14 protein-coding genes are annotated in these 16,004 nt (G+C 67.5%); 10 read left to right on the forward strand and 4 right to left on the reverse strand.

From position 1 onward, the window contains the following. Positions 1-5: 5 nt before the first annotated feature. The 5 genes from ACZYZE_RS16405 (at position 6) to ACZYZE_RS16425 (ending at position 6,295) form a co-directional block, all read left to right on the forward strand. Entirely contained in the window at positions 6-1,664 is a 1,659-nt protein-coding gene (locus tag ACZYZE_RS16405; protein WP_463908909.1) for a class I adenylate-forming enzyme family protein, read from the forward strand. A gap of 2 nt (positions 1,665-1,666) precedes the next feature. Further along, entirely contained in the window at positions 1,667-2,461 is a 795-nt protein-coding gene (locus ACZYZE_RS16410) for an SDR family oxidoreductase (protein WP_463908911.1), read from the forward strand. Positions 2,462-2,514: 53 nt separating this feature from the next. Next, a complete protein-coding gene (locus tag ACZYZE_RS16415; protein WP_463908913.1) occupies positions 2,515-3,753 on the forward strand; it encodes an acyl-CoA dehydrogenase family protein in 1,239 nt (412 codons plus the stop codon). After that, a complete protein-coding gene (locus tag ACZYZE_RS16420) occupies positions 3,750-4,853 on the forward strand; it encodes a phosphotransferase family protein (RefSeq protein ID WP_463908915.1) in 1,104 nt (367 codons plus the stop codon). The genes ACZYZE_RS16415 and ACZYZE_RS16420 overlap by 4 nt, the downstream gene beginning before the upstream one ends. Positions 4,854-4,999: 146 nt before the next feature. Continuing rightward, entirely contained in the window at positions 5,000-6,295 is a 1,296-nt protein-coding gene (locus ACZYZE_RS16425; protein WP_463908917.1) for an MFS transporter, read from the forward strand. Between the two features lie 310 nt (positions 6,296-6,605). Here ACZYZE_RS16425 and ACZYZE_RS16430 read toward each other — a convergent pair whose 3' ends face one another. Beyond that, positions 6,606-7,067 carry a DUF4383 domain-containing protein gene (locus ACZYZE_RS16430; RefSeq protein ID WP_463908919.1) on the reverse strand — a complete coding sequence of 154 codons (462 nt, stop codon included), beginning with the start codon at positions 7,065-7,067 and terminating at the stop codon, positions 6,606-6,608. Positions 7,068-7,255: 188 nt separating this feature from the next. Between ACZYZE_RS16430 and ACZYZE_RS16435 the strand changes: the two genes are divergently transcribed. After that, on the forward strand, positions 7,256-8,572 hold the full coding sequence (locus ACZYZE_RS16435; protein WP_463908971.1) for a cell division protein PerM: 1,317 nt from the start codon (positions 7,256-7,258) through the stop codon (positions 8,570-8,572). 30 nt (positions 8,573-8,602) lie between these two features. Here the strand turns inward: ACZYZE_RS16435 and ACZYZE_RS16440 are convergent, their stop codons facing one another. Then, positions 8,603-9,043, reverse strand: coding sequence for a hypothetical protein (locus ACZYZE_RS16440; RefSeq protein WP_459320155.1), 441 nt, complete (start codon positions 9,041-9,043; stop codon positions 8,603-8,605). A gap of 39 nt (positions 9,044-9,082) precedes the next feature. Here ACZYZE_RS16440 and purN point away from each other — a divergent pair, with 39 nt between their 5' ends. Beyond that, complete coding sequence (purN, locus tag ACZYZE_RS16445) at positions 9,083-9,682, forward strand: phosphoribosylglycinamide formyltransferase (protein ID WP_463908921.1); 600 nt, start codon at positions 9,083-9,085, stop codon at positions 9,680-9,682. Between the two features lie 120 nt (positions 9,683-9,802). Then, a complete protein-coding gene (locus ACZYZE_RS16450) occupies positions 9,803-11,110 on the forward strand; it encodes a hypothetical protein (RefSeq protein ID WP_463908923.1) in 1,308 nt (435 codons plus the stop codon). A 118-nt stretch (positions 11,111-11,228) separates the two neighbouring features. Here ACZYZE_RS16450 and ACZYZE_RS16455 read toward each other — a convergent pair whose 3' ends face one another. Further along, positions 11,229-12,581, reverse strand: coding sequence for an MFS transporter (locus ACZYZE_RS16455; RefSeq protein ID WP_463908924.1), 1,353 nt, complete (start codon positions 12,579-12,581; stop codon positions 11,229-11,231). Between the two features lie 151 nt (positions 12,582-12,732). On the opposite strand from ACZYZE_RS16455, the gene purH reads away from it, so the two are divergent. Both purH and ACZYZE_RS16465 read left to right on the forward strand, forming a co-directional pair. Beyond that, a complete protein-coding gene (gene purH / locus ACZYZE_RS16460; protein ID WP_463908926.1) occupies positions 12,733-14,418 on the forward strand; it encodes a bifunctional phosphoribosylaminoimidazolecarboxamide formyltransferase/IMP cyclohydrolase in 1,686 nt (561 codons plus the stop codon). Between the two features lie 65 nt (positions 14,419-14,483). Beyond that, positions 14,484-14,678: a hypothetical protein gene (locus tag ACZYZE_RS16465; protein ID WP_463908928.1), complete on the forward strand. Its 195-nt coding sequence runs from the start codon at positions 14,484-14,486 to the stop codon at positions 14,676-14,678. Positions 14,679-14,767: 89 nt separating this feature from the next. Here ACZYZE_RS16465 and ACZYZE_RS16470 read toward each other — a convergent pair whose 3' ends face one another. Continuing rightward, entirely contained in the window at positions 14,768-15,778 is a 1,011-nt protein-coding gene (locus tag ACZYZE_RS16470) for a trypsin-like serine peptidase (protein WP_459318257.1), read from the reverse strand. Positions 15,779-16,004: the final 226 nt, after the last annotated feature.

Genomic DNA, 16,004 nt, shown 5'->3' on the forward strand with positions numbered 1-16,004 from the left:
TCGCCGTGAACCAAAACGTAGACCGACCCTGGACCGCCCTGTATCCCGAGAGCGTCAAACCCCGCACCGAGCCGGCCGCGCGGACCATCAACGAGGCCTGGGCCCGGCGGGTCAGCTCTGCACCGGACGCAGTCGCGGTCACCTACTTCGACCAGTCGCTGTCGGCATCCGACGTCGATTCGCTCGCCGATGCCCTCGGCGTCGAACTTCAGGAGCGGGGCGTTGGCCCCGGAAGCGCCGTCGGCATCTATCTGCAGAACATCCCCCAGTTCGCGCTGTGCATGCTGGCGATCTGGAAGGCCGGCGGGACGGCGCTGTTGCTGAACCCGATGTACAAGGAAAAAGAGCTCCGCACCATCATCGACGACTCGGGCGCCGTCGGGATCGTGTGCGTGGACAGCGAGCTTGAAAGCGTTGCGGAAACATTGCGCAACAGCAGCGTCGGCTGGGCGGTCACCACTTCAGACCTGGACTTCCAGAGCGAAAATGATCCGCGCGTCTTCCGTTCGACGGAACGGCTTCAGCGCCAGGACCAGGACCTGCGCACCATCCTCGGCCGGCGTTCCGGCCAGGTCCCCGTCCCGGCAGCGGTCAGCGGAGACAGCGTGGCCCTGTTGACGTACACCTCGGGAACCACCGGGCCCGCGAAAGGTGCCCTGGGTACCCACCGGAACGTGTTGAGCGTGGCAACGGGCTATGCGCAGTGGCAGGACCTGGCGGCCGGGGATGTCATCCTCGCGCTGGCGCCCCTGTTCCACATCACGGGTGCCGTGGCCACCGCGGTGACGGCCCTGATCCATCCTGTGAACCTGGTCTTCATCAACCGGGTCCGGCCCGAAGTCATCCTGGAATCCTTCAGCAGGCACGGCGTCACCCACGTCATTGGGTCCATCACCGCATTCAACGCGCTCCTGGACCTGCCCCACGCGACGTCGGCGGAGTTCGCCACGCTGAAGTACATCTACTCAGGCGGGGCTCCGATCCCGCCGGCCACCGTGGCGGCCTTCCGGGCACGGTTCGGCCGGTACATCCACAATGTGTACGGCATGACCGAGACGGCCTCGGCCGTGATCGCGGTGCCGCCCGGCTCGGTGGCGCCGGTGGACCCCGGCAGCGGCACGCTCGCCATCGGCGTACCGCTGCCGGATCTCATGGCCCGCGTCATCGGCCCGGACGGCGAACCGGTTCCGGACGGCGAGCCGGGGGAGCTGGAGCTCAGCGGGCCGCAGGTGACGCCGGGCTACCTGGACAAACCGGAAGAGACCGCAGCCGCCATTCCCGGCGGCCGGCTGCGCACCGGGGACGTCGCCATCATGGACGCGGCCGGCTGGATCTACCTCGTGGACCGGATGAAGGACCAGATCAACGTGTCCGGCTACAAGGTATGGCCCCGGGAAGTCGAGGACGCCCTCTACGAACACCCCGCCGTCCTCGAAGCCGCGGTGGTGGGCCAGCCGGACAGCTACAGCGGCGAAGCCGTGGTTGCCTATGTCTCACTTAAGGCCGGCGAACATGCCACGGATGCCGAGCTGATTTCCTTCGCCAAGGCGCGGATGGCGGCCTACAAGTACCCGCGCCGGCTCTACATCCTGAACGATTTGCCCAAAACGCACACCGGCAAGATCCAGCGGCGGGAACTCCGCGGCCTGAACCTGAAGGACTGAACGTGACCGGACTGAACCAGACCCAGAGCAACATCCCGCACCGGCTCGACGGCAAGACCGCCCTCGTGACCGGCTCCAGCCGCGGCATTGGCCTGGCCATCGCCCGACGGCTCGCGGCGGAAGGCGCGCGGGTCATCCTGACGGCCAGGACCCAGGAAACCCTCGACGAAGCCGTTGCTTCCTTCCCCGCCGGCACCGCGTTCGGCATCGCCGGCAAAGCGGACAACGCCGAACACCAGCAGGCCGTCTTTGACATAATTGCCCGCGAAACCGGCGGCCTGGACATCCTGGTCAACAACGCCGGCATCAACCCGGTCTACGGCCCGCTGGCCGAACTGGACCTCGACGCCGCGCGCAAGGTCTTCAATGTGAACGTCTTCGGGACCCTCGCCTGGGTGCAGGGCGCACTGTCCCATCCCGGGCTGGGCTTCCGGGACCGCGGCGGCTGCGTGGTGAACATTTCCTCCGTCACCGCAGACACTCCCTCCGAGGGGATCGGGCTCTACGGCATCAGCAAATCGGCGGTGTCCCACCTGACCCGCACCCTCGCCGTCGAACTCGGGCCCGGGATCCGGGTCAACGCCGTCGCCCCCGCCGTGGTCAAGACCCAGTTCGCGAAGGCACTCTACGAGGGCAAGGAAGCGGAAGTCGCCGGGCAATACCCGCTCAAGCGGCTCGGCGTTCCCGAGGACGTGGCCGCCGCCGTCGTGTTCCTCGCCTCCCCGGATGCGGCCTGGATCACCGGCCAGATCCTCACGGTCGACGGCGGTCTGCTGACCGCCGGCGGCACCGCCTAGCCCCACGACTTCAGCGCTTCAGCCGTTCAGCCACCGGCCCGAAAGGACCTCACATGAACCAGACTTCCCTGCCCCCCGCCGTCGAAGACCTCCGGCTCCGCACCCGCGACTTCATCCGCACCGTGGTGATGCCCGCGGAGCCGCGGCCGGGCGAGCGCCTGGACGACGGGCTCCGCCGCGAACTTGGCGAGGCCGCCAAAGCCGCCGGCGTGTTCGCCCCGCACGTCCCCGCAGCCTTTGGCGGACAGGGCCTGCCGGTGGACCAGTGGTCCCCGATCTTCCAGGAAGCCGGCTATTCCCCGATCGGGCCGGCCGTGCTGAACTGCATGGCCCCCGATGAGGGCAACATGCACATGCTGAACATCATCGGCACCGAGGAACAGAAGAAGCGGTACCTGGCGCCGCTCGCGGCCGGCGACACCTTCTCCTGCTTCGGCATGACCGAGCCCCACCCGGGCGCGGGATCGGATCCCGCCGGGCTGCTGACCACCGCCACCCGCGACGGTGACTCCTGGATCATCTCGGGCCACAAGCGCTTCACCAGCGGAGCCGAGCACGCCGGATTCGCGATCGTCATGGCACGGACGCCGGATGCCGGGCCGGAGCCGGACAGCGCCACCATGTTCCTGGTGGACATGGACGCACGCGGTGTCCGGCTCGGCAATCCGATCCACACCATTGACCGGACTATTGCCGGCGGCCACCCGAACCTGCACTTCGACGGAGTGGTTGTGGGACCCGAGGCGGTGCTGGGTGAAGTCGGCCTCGGCTTCAAGTACGCCCAGGTCCGGCTGGGACCGGCCCGGCTCACGCACTGCATGCGCTGGCTCGGCCTGGCCCGGCGCTCGCTGGACATCGCACTGGACCGGACCGACACGCGCGAAATTTTCGGCTCACCCATCGCGCAGCTGGGCATCGCCCAGGAGATGATCGCCCAGTCCGTGATCGACATCGAAACCTCGGACGCGATCATCACCAAGACCGCCGCGCTCCTGGTCTCGGACCCCAGAGCCGGCTCCGCGATGTCCTCGATCGCCAAGGTGCACTGCTCCGAGGCCGTTTTCCGGGTGATCGACCGCGCCATCCAGCTCTGCGGAGGCGACGGCGTGTCCGACGGGCTCCCGCTGGCACAGTACGCCGCCGAAGTCCGCCCGTTCAGGATTTACGACGGCGCCAACGAGACCCACAAATGGGCCATCTCGCGGCGCGCCTCGTCGCACCGGCGCCGGGCCGTTGCCGGCGGCGAACCGTTCCTGGGCGCCGCCCGGTTCCCGGAAGGAGCCGGATCATGAGGCCCGCGGCTGTGACGGGCGCACCGGCCCAGCCGGAGGTGGTCGACACGCCGGAGCAGGCCGCTGCACTATCCCAGCCGCCGCTGCTCATCCTGGACAACGTCCGCGGATACATGGACCGGGCAGGACTGGGATCCGGCGGGCTCGAGTGGGAGCGGATCGGGGACGGACAATCAAACGTGACCTTCCGGCTGCGCCGGGACGGGGCCGACGTCGTCCTGCGCCGCGGCCCCCGGCCGCCATTGCCCAGGTCCACCCACGACATGGTGCGGGAAGCCCGGATTCAGCTGGCGCTGTCACCGCTGGGCATGCCCGTTCCACGCATCCTTGCCGTATGCGAGGACGACTCGGTCCTCGGTGTTCCGTTCTATGTCATGGAATTCCTCAACGGGACAGTCCTCACCGACACGGTCCCCCCGCACCTCGATGCGCTGGAATCGCGCCGGGCCACGAGCGAGGCGGTGGTGGACACCCTGGCGGATCTGCATTCCCTGGATGTCTCCACCGGAGAGATCGCCCGCATCGGCCGGCCCCAGGGCTACCTCGAACGCCAGGTGGCCCGGTTCGCGTCGTTGTGGGACGTCAACACCACACGGGACCTGCCCGCCGTCGGACGGCTGGCGTCCTGGCTCGAGCAAAACCGCCCGGAAAGCCAGTGCGATGCGGTGATCCACGGCGATTACCGCACCGGCAATTTGATGTTCGCCCCCGACGGGCCGCCCCGGGTGACGGCGCTGCTCGACTGGGAAATGGCCACGCTGGGGGATCCGCTGGCCGATCTCGGCTACCTGACCGCGACCTACGCCGACGCCGACGAACCGTTCACCACCATGGAACTGACGCCGGTCACCCGGCTTCCCGGCTACCTCCGGCGGCAGGACCTGATCGACCGGTACCAGGAGCGGATGTCCCTGGACCTCACCCCCCTGCCCTGGTACCAGGCCCTGGCCCTGTGGAAAGCGGCGATCTTCAGTGAGGCGATATACACCCGCTGGCTGCGCGGCGAACGTCCGGGCGACACCGGATTCGGCGCCGCCCTGGAGCACGGCGTGCCGCAACTGCTGGACGTCGCCGAACGGCTCGCGTCCCGCCTGAAGTAAGCCCCCGAGCCCGCCGCCGGCGCGCGGCCAAATCCGCCGCCGGCGGGCGCAAGCGGCGCCACGGTCTCCACCGTCATGCCACCGCTGCCTCCGTCATGCCTTAAAGGCCCTATTCCTCATACAGCGCAGTAAGGGAAGGAACCACCATGGAAAGCACCATCCGACTTGAGGCTGCCCCGCCTCGTACCGGGCAACACTCCAAACGGCGTTCGATGTTTGCCAGCACGATCGGCAACGTCCTGGAATGGTACGAGTGGAGCGCCTACGCCGTCTTCGCGCCGTTCATCGCCGCGGCGATGTTCGATTCCAAGGACCCGGTCTCGGCCCTGCTCTCCACCCTGGCGGTCTTCGCCGTGGGCTTCCTGATGCGCCCGCTGGGCGGCATCGTGTTCGGCCGGATCGCGGACAAGCGCGGCCGCAAGTTTGTCCTGATCACCACCATGCTGATCATGGCTGGCGGCTCGCTCCTGATCGGGCTGATGCCGACCTACGGCCAGGTGGGCATCTGGGCCTCCGTGCTCCTGCTGCTGGCCCGGGTGGCCCAGGGCTTCGCCCACGGCGGCGAATCCGCCACGGCCAACACCTACATCGCCGAGATCGCGCCGCCGGCCAAACGCGGGCAGTGGGGCAGCATCGTCTTTGTCGCCATCTTCGGCGGCTCGGTGCTGGCCTACGTCGTGGGCGGCGGGGTGACCAGCGTGCTGGGTGCGGCCGGTGTGGCCCAGTGGGGGTGGCGCATTCCCTTCCTGCTCGGGGCCGTGCTGGCACTGGCCGCGCTCTACCTCCGCAAGGGCATGGAAGAGAGCGAAGTTTTCGAGGCCAAAGCGGCTGCAGCCGACGTTGCGCCGGTCCCGCGCAAGACCATCATCCGTGCAGTCCTTCTCATGATCGCCATGACCTCCGGAATCACGGCGGCGCACTACACCTGGACGTCCTACGCCTCGACCTTTGCCATCACGCAGCGGGGGATGGACCCCCAGACGGCGTATTGGGCCTCCGTCATCGCACAGTCGATTGCCCTGCTCACCCTGCCGTTCTGGGGCCGGCTCTCCGACCGGATGGGGCGCCGGCCGTTGCTGATCGGCTTCTCGGTGGCCATGGTCGCCACCCAGTTCCCGCTGATGGGCATGATCACGGGCGATGGCTGGACGCTGGCCGTCGCCGCCACCCTGGCCCTGTGCATCGTGGCCATCCCGGGGGCGTTGCTCGCTGCCGTGCTCTCAGAGAACTTCCCGACCAGGATCCGCACCCAGGGCATCGGATTTGCCTACTCCTTGTCCGTGGCGATCTTCGGCGGCACGGCGCCGTACCTGAACGCACTTTTCAACAGCTGGAGCCTGGGCTGGCTCTCCAGCGCCTACATCGTCGTTCTGTGCATTGCCACGGCGCTCGCCGTCTTCAAGCTCCCGGAGACCAAAGGCATCGACCTCAACGACGCGTAAGTCCCGCCGTCGTCAGCCTGCCCAGGCCGGTGAATTGTGGACGGTGGAGTGCCTGGCCGCGATTCACGGGCGCGATTTGCGGGCGCGATTTGCCGGAGATGGCCGCTATGCGGGGTGCATGGCGGCCATCTGTGGCGAAGGGGCGGCGCCCACGACGCACCGCGCCACCCCCAGGTTCCAGACACAAGAAAGCTGGTGCAGCCGCTGCGTTTCCGCGAGGCGACTGCACCAGCAGGTAGTACGAATTTTCAGATTGCTATGAAACGTTACTCATTCGCGGCTCCCTTTGTCCCGGTGATCGATTACCGGGTTATTTTGCGTCGTCAGCCAAATGCCTCGACATCAGCCAACCGGCGCCAACCATTGCTACGCCCAGCACCATAAAGGTCCAGTTGTCCATGGTGTTCAGCGACAGGAAATTGGCCGCCGACCCCACGCCGACGATGAGCCCGTAGACACTAAGGACGATGTACAGCAGGCCGAAGCCCATGAGGAAATTCCGGGCACCCATAGCGTTCCGGGACATGGTCCAGCCTGCGGCTCCAATGGCGACCTGAACGATGTTCAGCAGCATCGACACCTGGAACAGGCCCAGGAACAGAGCTGTGGAACTAGGTCCGAAGAACGCCAATGAGCTGTATTGCGTCGTGATGCCCGGGATGAACCCCAGGATGCCCACGACTACAAGGACGATACCTACACCCATGCCGACATTCTGAACATCTGTTCGTCCGAAGTGAATGCCATGTGCATGCGGAGATGCGGTAGTCATTTTTTCTGCCTCCAACCACTGATTGCGGACACTCCCATTTTACGGCGGGCCTCCGGAAAAAGCTCCGGTGCGGAGGGGCCCTGAATTCCGGCCTGGGAGTGCCGGAAAAGGACGGGATGCCGGCAAAATCCGCTGTTCGAGCCTGTCGGAACGGGCAGGAACCGCCGCACATGGCACCATGGAACACGATGAAACTGCGCGCTGATCAGACCGGAGAACGTGGACTTCCGATGCCCCTGTGGATGCAGGGAGCCCTCGAATCCGCGCAGGCAGCCGTCATCTCCGCCCTTATCGTGGCCGCCCCGATCATCGCGGTGTGGGCCACGGCCGGCTTCCAGAACGGCGGCGCCGATTTCCTCGCCCGCCGCGCCGGCCAGGCCTGGCTGCTGATCCACGGCGTTCCGCTGCTGCTGGACACCGCCGTCGCCGGCTCCGTGGCCCAGCCGGAACCGGGCACACTCTCGTTGATTCCGCTTGGCCTGAGCCTCATCCCGTTCCTCCTCGCCTGGCGCGCCGGCCGCCGCCTGGCCCGTGCGTCCTACACGGACCAGCTCTGGCAGGCGCTGCTCGGCTCCTGGCTCGTGTACGCCGGCTTCGGCCTGGCCACGGGCTTCATCTGCCGCACGGCCGACGTCGGCATCGACCTCTGGTCCGCCGCGCTCATCCCGCTGGTGCCCTTCGCTCTCGGCATGGTGATCGGCGCCCGACGCGAGGCAGCTTCCTGGAGCCGGCTGATCGGCGTCGACGCCGTGGACTGGCTCGCACGCACCAGCCAGCACTCGCGCTGGGCCGGTTCCTACCTCGGCTCCGCGGTCAAGGCAGGTTTTGTGGCGCTGATGGCGAGCCTGGCGATGTCCGCCGTGCTGCTCGCCGCCACCCTCTTGATGCACTGGAACCTGATCATCGCCGTCTATGAAGCGCTCGACGCCGGAGCGGCGGGAGGTGCCGTGCTCACGATCGCGCAACTCGGCTTCCTGCCCAACCTCGCGGTGTTCGCGCTCGCCTGGACCTCCGGTGCGGGCTTCGCCCTCGGCATTGGCTCGCAGGCCGGGGCACTCGGAACCGCCGTCGGGCCGCTGCCGTCGATTCCGGTGTTCGCGGCCGTGCCGGCCGGCCCGCTGGACTACGGTCTCGCGGCACTGGTGGTGCCGGTGCTCGCGGGCACCCTGGCCGGCTGGTGGTTCCTGCGCGAAGGCGAAAACCACTTCGACGAATGGCTCTCGATCAAGGTCCGTGCGCGCTGGTTCACCGCCACGGTCTCCACCCTCGTCCTGGGCGTTATGGTCGGCGCTGTCGCCGGGCTGCTCGCCGCCGGGCTGGCCTGGCTCGCCCGCGGCTCCGCCGGCATCGGACGGCTCACGGACATCGGACCGGACCCGCTCCGGACGGCACTGTTCGTCGCCGCCGAGGTGGGGATCGGCGTCGTGATCGGTTACACGGCTGGACCCTGGCTGGAACGCCAGCAGAAACTGCGTGAAGCGGACCTGGAACCGGCCGCCAACTGACGCGGCGCGCTGCTTAGCGGAACTGTGCGTTTAGCGGAACTGCGGCAAGGACTGTTCCAGCTGGGTCTGGCACCTGGAGGCGGCCTGCTGCGTGAGGGCCTGGCGGCTGCACTCCTGGTAGTCCCGGACCTGGTTGAAGAACAGCGCCGAGGTGAGGAGCAGCAGTACCTGGATGGCTACCACCACCAGCCCGGAAATCGTGCCGAACAGCACCAGCTTGGATTCCTTGAACCTGGCGAACCGGACCAGCACAATGACGCCCAGCACAATGGCGATCACTGTCAGGAGCGCACTCAGCCAGAGGTAGTTGAGGTCCAACTGGTAGACGAAGAACGATCCCAGCACCGCCACGATGAAGCTGCGGAACAGAATATGGGTTTTCGCCTGCGAGGCCTTGGCCGCGTCGCTGAGCGGGTGCTGGCTTTGCGGCTGACTGCGCTGGTCGCCGCCGCCGTCGTTCGGGGGATTCATGTTTTCCAGCCTACGCGAGCGGCCCCATAAGCTAGGACAATGCGCATCGTAGTCCTCGTCTCCGGCACCGGCTCCAACCTCCAAGCCGTCATCGACGCCGTGCAGGAGGGCAGGCTCGACGTCGAAATCGCCGCCGTCGGCGCGGACCGGCCCGGAACCTACGGGGTGGAGCGTTCCGCCGCCGCCGGAATCCCCACCTTCGTGGCGGACTTCAGGGCCCACCCGGACCGGACGGCGTGGAACGCGGCACTGACCGAGGCCGTGGCCGCGTACGCCCCGGATGTGGTGGTGTCGTCCGGGTTCATGCGGATCGTCAGCGCAGACTTCATCGAGGCCTTTGGCGGCAAATACCTCAACACCCACCCGGCGCTGCTGCCGGCCTTCCCGGGCGCCCACGGGGTCCGCGATGCCCTGGCCTACGGCGTGAAGGTCACCGGCTGCACGGTGCACTGGGCCGACGCCGGGGTGGACACGGGGCCCATCATCGCGCAGGAAGCAGTCGCGATTGCCGAGGGCGAGTCCGAGGAGTCCCTGCACGAACGGATCAAGGTGGTGGAGCGCCGGCTCCTGGTTGCCACGCTGGCGTCCCTCGCCGCGGAAGCCGTGTCCCAGTCCTGGGGCCCAAGTAGGGGCTTTTAAAAGACAGGTGCTCCTGACAAAAGACGGGTAGCGGTAGTGCTCAGGATCGCTGGGTATCGTGTGACTTAGGCCATAGTCTGACGCCGTCTAAACCAATCTTGTCTTAACCAGGGGGATTTCATGTCTTCATTCAGTATGGTCAAAAACGCTCCGAAAGTGATTTGTCTCACAGCGGCGCTCGTCCTCGGGACGGGCGCCGTTGTCTATGCCTCGGGGTCAACGCCGACCACCAGCCGCGAGATCAAGGGCTGCTACAACAAGGGCGACAACGGCGATCTCCGTGTCCTCTCCGGCGGCGAACGCTGTAGCCGGAAGGAGACTCCGATCTCCTGGAACATCCAGGGGGTTCCGGGACTGCAGGGTCTCACCGGTGCCAAGGGTGCCAAGGGTGCGACCGGCGCCGCCGGGGCTATTGGTGCCATGGGGCCGGCCGGTGCGGATGGTACTGCCGGTACTGCCGGTGCAACCGGTGCAACCGGTGCCCAGGGTGACAAGGGTGATGTTGGCGCGACAGGCGCAGCGGGTGCTCAGGGTGAGGCTGGCGCAATGGGCGCGACCGGTGCCCAGGGTGCTCAGGGTGACAAGGGCGAAACCGGCGAAACTGGCGCAACTGGTGCCGCCGGTGCCAAGGGTGACGTCGGCGAGACCGGCTTGACCGGTATCACCGGTGCGGATGGTACCGCGGGCGCCAAAGGTGACAGGGGCGATGTAGGCCAAACCGGCGCAGCCGGTGCCGATGGTGCCGCCGGCGGGACTGGTTTGACCGGTGTGACCGGTGCGGATGGTACCGCGGGCGCCAAGGGTGACAAGGGTGATGTAGGCCAAACCGGTGCCAAGGGCGACAAGGGTGACGCCGGCGAGACCGGCGCCATGGGTCCGGTGGGACCGCAGGGACTGATGGGGCTCATCGGCCTCACCGGTGAAAATGGCGCAGCAGGCGCCCAGGGTTCCCAGGGCTTGATGGGACTCCTTGGTCTCACGGGTGCTACCGGTGAAGCCGGTGCAATGGGCCCGATGGGCCCGATGGGCCCGATGGGTCCGGTTGGGATGCAGGGCGACAAGGGTGACACCGGTGCACAGGGCGCACAGGGTGCAACCGGAGCAGTCGGTCCGGCTGGCGCAACGGGCGCTGTTGGTGCGACGGGAGCCGCAGGCACGGCGGGCGCCCCAGGGGCGGCAGCTTCCACGGGCGTGACGGTGGTTACTGTCGCTGGCAGCGGAGCCAGCAACACGGCCACGGCAAGTTGCCCGGTCGGCCGTGTCGCGGTGGCGGGAGGCTTCACGGTCACCGATAACAGCTCCAACAGCGTGTTGACCTCCAGCAAGCCCGTACCAACCACCGGGGTTGCGCCCACCGGCTGGACTGTGACCCAGACCAAGACCGCGAGCCAGTCGGCCTTCTCGGTCTACGTGATCTGCATCCAGTAGTTCTCAACGCAGCCCAAGCGCGACGGCGCCCCTCAGCAACGAAGCTGAGGGGCGCCGTCGTACGTTCGACCGATCCGCCCATCTGACTCGCAAATGTTGGGGGAAGGGGCCGGCCCCTTTACTCGAGCCGGCGCTGCTTGGTTTCGGGGGAGAAGAACGCCATCCACAGCACGGAGAGCAGCACCAGCACACCCGCGATGGCAAAGGAGGTTGCCAGCCCCAGTTCGGGCCAGAGGAACGCGGCAAAGATGAGCGGGCCGAAGCCCGCGCCGAGCCGGGAGAACGTTGAGGCCCAGCCGAAGCCCGAGCCGCGCAGTTCCGTCGGGTACAGCTCGGAGACATAGGCGTAGAGCACCGGGATGGCCACCTGCACCACAAAGCCGAAGACGAGCAGCCAGAACACGGCCGCCGTCGGGATGTCCACGACGATGGCCACGATCACCAGGGTCAGCGCGGACAGCGGGCCCGTGACGGCCAGGATCCACTTCCGGCCCACCCGCTCCACCAGCAGCGCGGCCACCACCACGCCTAGGAGCCCGACGGCGGCCATCGAGGCGGTAGTGAGGAACGCCTTGTACTCCTCGAAGCCGGCGCCGATCAGGATCCGCGGCATCCAGGTCAGGGACAGGTAATAAACCAGCAGGATGCTGAAGAAGAGGGACCAGGCCGCCGTCGTGATCTTCCAGTTGAACTGCCACACGGCGCGCAACTGGGTCCAGGCACTGCCGGCGGAAAGCCGGGGTGCGTCCTGCGGTGCGGGCAGGCTGTAGGCCCGTGGTTCGGCGCCGGTGGCCTCGACGAGGCCGTCGATCACCCTGGCCGCCTCCTCGCGGCGGCCCTTGCGGATCAGGAACAGCGGGGATTCGGGGACGCTGCGGCGGACCCAGAAAACCAGCAGCGCGGGGAGCACCATCACCAGCATGGTCAGGCGCCAGTCCCCGTACAGCGCGATGAGCCCGGCGGAGACGAAGCCGCATAGCGCGGCCCCGATCGGCCACCAGCCGTCCATCGCGGTCAGGACCTTGCCGCGCTGCTTGCGGGGCGTGAACTCGCCCACCAGCGCATAGTCCACGGGGATGCACCCGCCCAGGCCGAAGCCAGCCATGAACCGGAAGGCGCAGAACCAGAGGAAGTCGGGGGAGAAGGCGCCCAGGACGGTGAAGACGGAGAAGATCAGCAGGGTCGCAGTGAAGGCCTTTTTGCGTCCGATCGTGTCCGCGATGGTGCCCCAGACGAAGGCGCCCAGGGCCATGCCGATCAGGTTCGAGGCGCCGATCCAGGCGGCGTCGGCCGGTGTGAGGGACCAGTGCCTGGACAGCAGCGGAATGAGGACGCCGTTGAGGGTCACATCCCAGGCGTCGAACATGAAACCCAGGCCGCCGATCAGGAAAATCCTGCCCTGCACCTTCCAGCGCCACGGCAGTTCCTGGACCACCTGTTCGCCGCTGGGCACAGTGGTGTACGTATTCATCTCAGCCTCCTGGGAAAACTCTACGTGGCCGGGCCCGCCGCCGGGGCGCGCTTCACACTCCGGCGCGCGGGGAGGCCCGGCGCCGTGACGCGATAAACTGGCCCCATCCCCACCACCCGCGGCCACGCCGCGATATAAGACGGAGACTTTTGTGAGCTTCACGCCGCTTGACCGTGTATCCATCGACCGTGTGCCCATCCGCCGGGCACTGATTTCGGTCTACGACAAGACCGGTCTGGAGGAGCTCGCGAGGGGCCTGCACAGCGCCGGCGTCAAGATCGTCTCCACCGGCTCCACCGCCAAGAAGATCGCCGCCGCCGGCATCCCGGTGCAGGAAGTCGAAGAAGTCACCGGCTCCCCGGAAATGCTGGACGGCCGCGTCAAGACCCTCCACCCGCGCGTCCACGGCGGCATCCTCGCCGACCGGCGCGTCCCGGCCCACATGGACACGCTCGCGTCGTTGGACATCGAGCCGTTCGACCTCGTCGTCGTCAACCTCTACCCGTTCGTCGAAACGGTGAAGTCCGGTGCCGCGCAGGACGACGTCGTCGAGCAGATCGACATCGGCGGCCCCGCGATGGTGCGCTCGGCCGCGAAGAACCACGCCGCCGTCGCCATTGTGGTGGACCCGTCCTCCTACCACGACGTCGTTGCTGCCGCTGCCGCCGGCGGCTTTGACCTGAAGACCCGGCGCCGGCTCGCCGCCAAGGCCTTCGCGCACACCGCGACCTACGACACCGCCGTGGCCAGCTGGACTGCGAGCCAGTTCCTGGACGAGGACGGCGACGGCGTCATCGACTGGCCCGCGTACGCCGGGCTGGCACTCGAGCGCTCCGAGGTCCTGCGGTACGGCGAAAACCCGCACCAGCAGGCCGCCCTCTACGTGGACAAGGCCGCACCGGCCGGCATCGCCCAGGCCGACCAGCTGCACGGCAAGGCCATGAGCTACAACAACTTCGTCGACGCCGACGCCGCCCTCCGCGCCGCGTTCGACTTCGCCGGGCCGGCCGTCGCGATCATCAAGCACGCCAACCCCTGCGGCGTGGCCGTGGGCTCCGCCTCTGCCGCCGACCCGATCGCGGACGCCCACGCCAAGGCCCACGCCTGCGACCCGGTCTCCGCATTCGGCGGCGTGATCGCGGCCAACCGCACGGTCACCGCCGGCATGGCCAGGACCGTCGCCGGCATCTTCACGGAGGTGGTCATCGCCCCGGGCTTCGAGGACGAGGCCGTGGAGATCCTGTCCAAGAAGAAGAACATCCGTCTTCTCGCCCTGCCCGAGGGCTACGGCCGCTACCCCTCCGAAATCCGCCAGGTCTCCGGCGGTGTGCTGGTGCAGATGTCGGACCGGGTCGACGCCGAGGGCGACAACCCCGCCAACTGGACCCTCGCCGCGGGTGTTGCCGCCGACGCCGACACGTTGGCCGATCTCGCGTTCGCGTGGACCGCCTGCCGGGCCGCGAAGTCCAACGCCATCCTGCTCGCAGACCGCGGTGCCGCCGTGGGCATCGGCATGGGCCAGGTCAACCGGCTCGACTCCTGCAAGCTCGCCGTCGAGCGCGCCAACACGCTGGGCGTCACCGTGAGCTCCGATGTGGACGGTGCCGGCGGTGCCTCGAACGCCGGTGCCAGCGGCGCCCCGGAGCGTGCCCGCGGTGCCGTGGCAGCGTCGGACGCGTTCTTCCCGTTCGCCGACGGCCTGCAGATCCTGATCGACGCCGGCGTCCGCGCCGTGGTGCAGCCCGGCGGTTCCGTCCGGGATGAGGAAGTCATCGCCGCGGCCAACGCCGCGGGCATCACGATGTACTTCACCGGCGCCCGGCACTTTTTCCACTAGGGGATTCCGCCCTGGGGTGTCCCCGGTCCCACCAAGAATGGACATGCCCTCCCTTTCCGGAGGACATGTCCATTTTTCATGACAAGGATCGGGCACAGCGGGACTATGTCCAGGCCCAGGAACCAGGAATGGACATGTCCCGCGGGGCGCCCGACACGGCGGGGACCCGGGCACGGGACTGGGCAAAGTGGGGTTATGTCCAGGCCCAGGCCCAAGTGGAGGGCATGTCCCTTGGCGGGATGGGCCTGGCGGGGCGCTAAAAAGGCAACGCGGGGTCACTTACGGCCCATCCCGCAGGGTGGAATGGGCCGTAAGTGACCCCGCTTTGCCTTGGTTCGCGGAGCGGAAGCTAGGCAGCGGCCGCCGAGCTGTAGGTCTGCTGGATCACTGAGCCCCAGTAGGGTCCGTACATTGTGGTGGAGTTGCTGCCGTAGCCGTAGCTGTTGACCGAATTCTGGTATCCGGTGGAGCTGGAGCCGATGAACCACGGGCCGCCCGAGGAGCCGCCGGTCATGTTGCAGGGGATGCCCTGGGTCATAAACGAGGGGTTGTTCGGATCGTTCTTGGCGGTGCCGGTGCAGCTCTTGAGCGACTCACCGTTGAACGGGGCTGCGGCCGGGTAGCCGAACGCTTTGTAGCTCAGGCCGCGGGCGGCGTTGAACTGCAGGCCGGAGGCGCCCACGACGTCCGAGAGCTTCTGGCCGTTGAGCGTGGACATCACGGCGAAGCCGGTGTCGTACTGCATGTTGCCGGAAGAGCTCCACTGGGTGGGGGCGTACAGTGCCGTGGCCGTCCACTGGCCGTAGGGTGCGGCGCCGTTCAGGTAGGCCGGGACAAAGGTCCACTTCGTGGCGAAGGCGCCCGGGCCCTCATTGACGCAGTGGCCCGCCGTGGAGACGGTGCTCTTGTTGCCGGAGGAGATCGAGTTTCCCGAGCAGACGTAGTTGGAGCCACCCAGGGTGAAGAAGACCTTGCCGATGTGCTTGACGGGGGATTCGCTCGCGTTGGCCTTGGGCTGGATCTGCTGGCTCTGCCTGGACTGCAGCGACGGTGCCGCAGCCTCAATGGTGCTCGGCGCTCCCGCTTCCACCGGGCGGTTCAGGGCCGCCTTGGAGTTGTTGCTGCGCTTCATGGCCTTCTCGGCCAGGACGTCGCCGGGGATGGCGCTGCGCATCCGCTCTTCGGTCCAGTAGCCTGCCGTGCCGGTGTCGACGACGGTGTGGCTGGTGACGCCCGAGGTCTCCGTTGGCGCGTTGCCAGCTGCCGGGGCGGCCGTTGCTGCGCCCGCGGCGCTCAGAGCCAGAAGCGCAGCTGCCGAGAGGCTGAGAAGGCTGGTGGCCAGAGTTTTGGGTGTTCTCATGGTTGTCCTAACCGGTGGAAGCGGCGCGGCCACCGGTGGGGCGGCCGCTGTGATGGGAACGAAGCTACGGCAGTTTGACTGATCTGTAAAGCCTCTTGTCAATTCTTGTCATTGAATATTGCAACGTCATGGAGTTCCGGGCGTTCGACGCCGGTAGGCGCCAACACCGCTCCCTCGGGTAAGTTGGGGGTGCTGAGATAACACAAAATTCCGGAAATACCCAGAC

This window comes from Pseudarthrobacter woesei, from assembly GCF_055412745.1.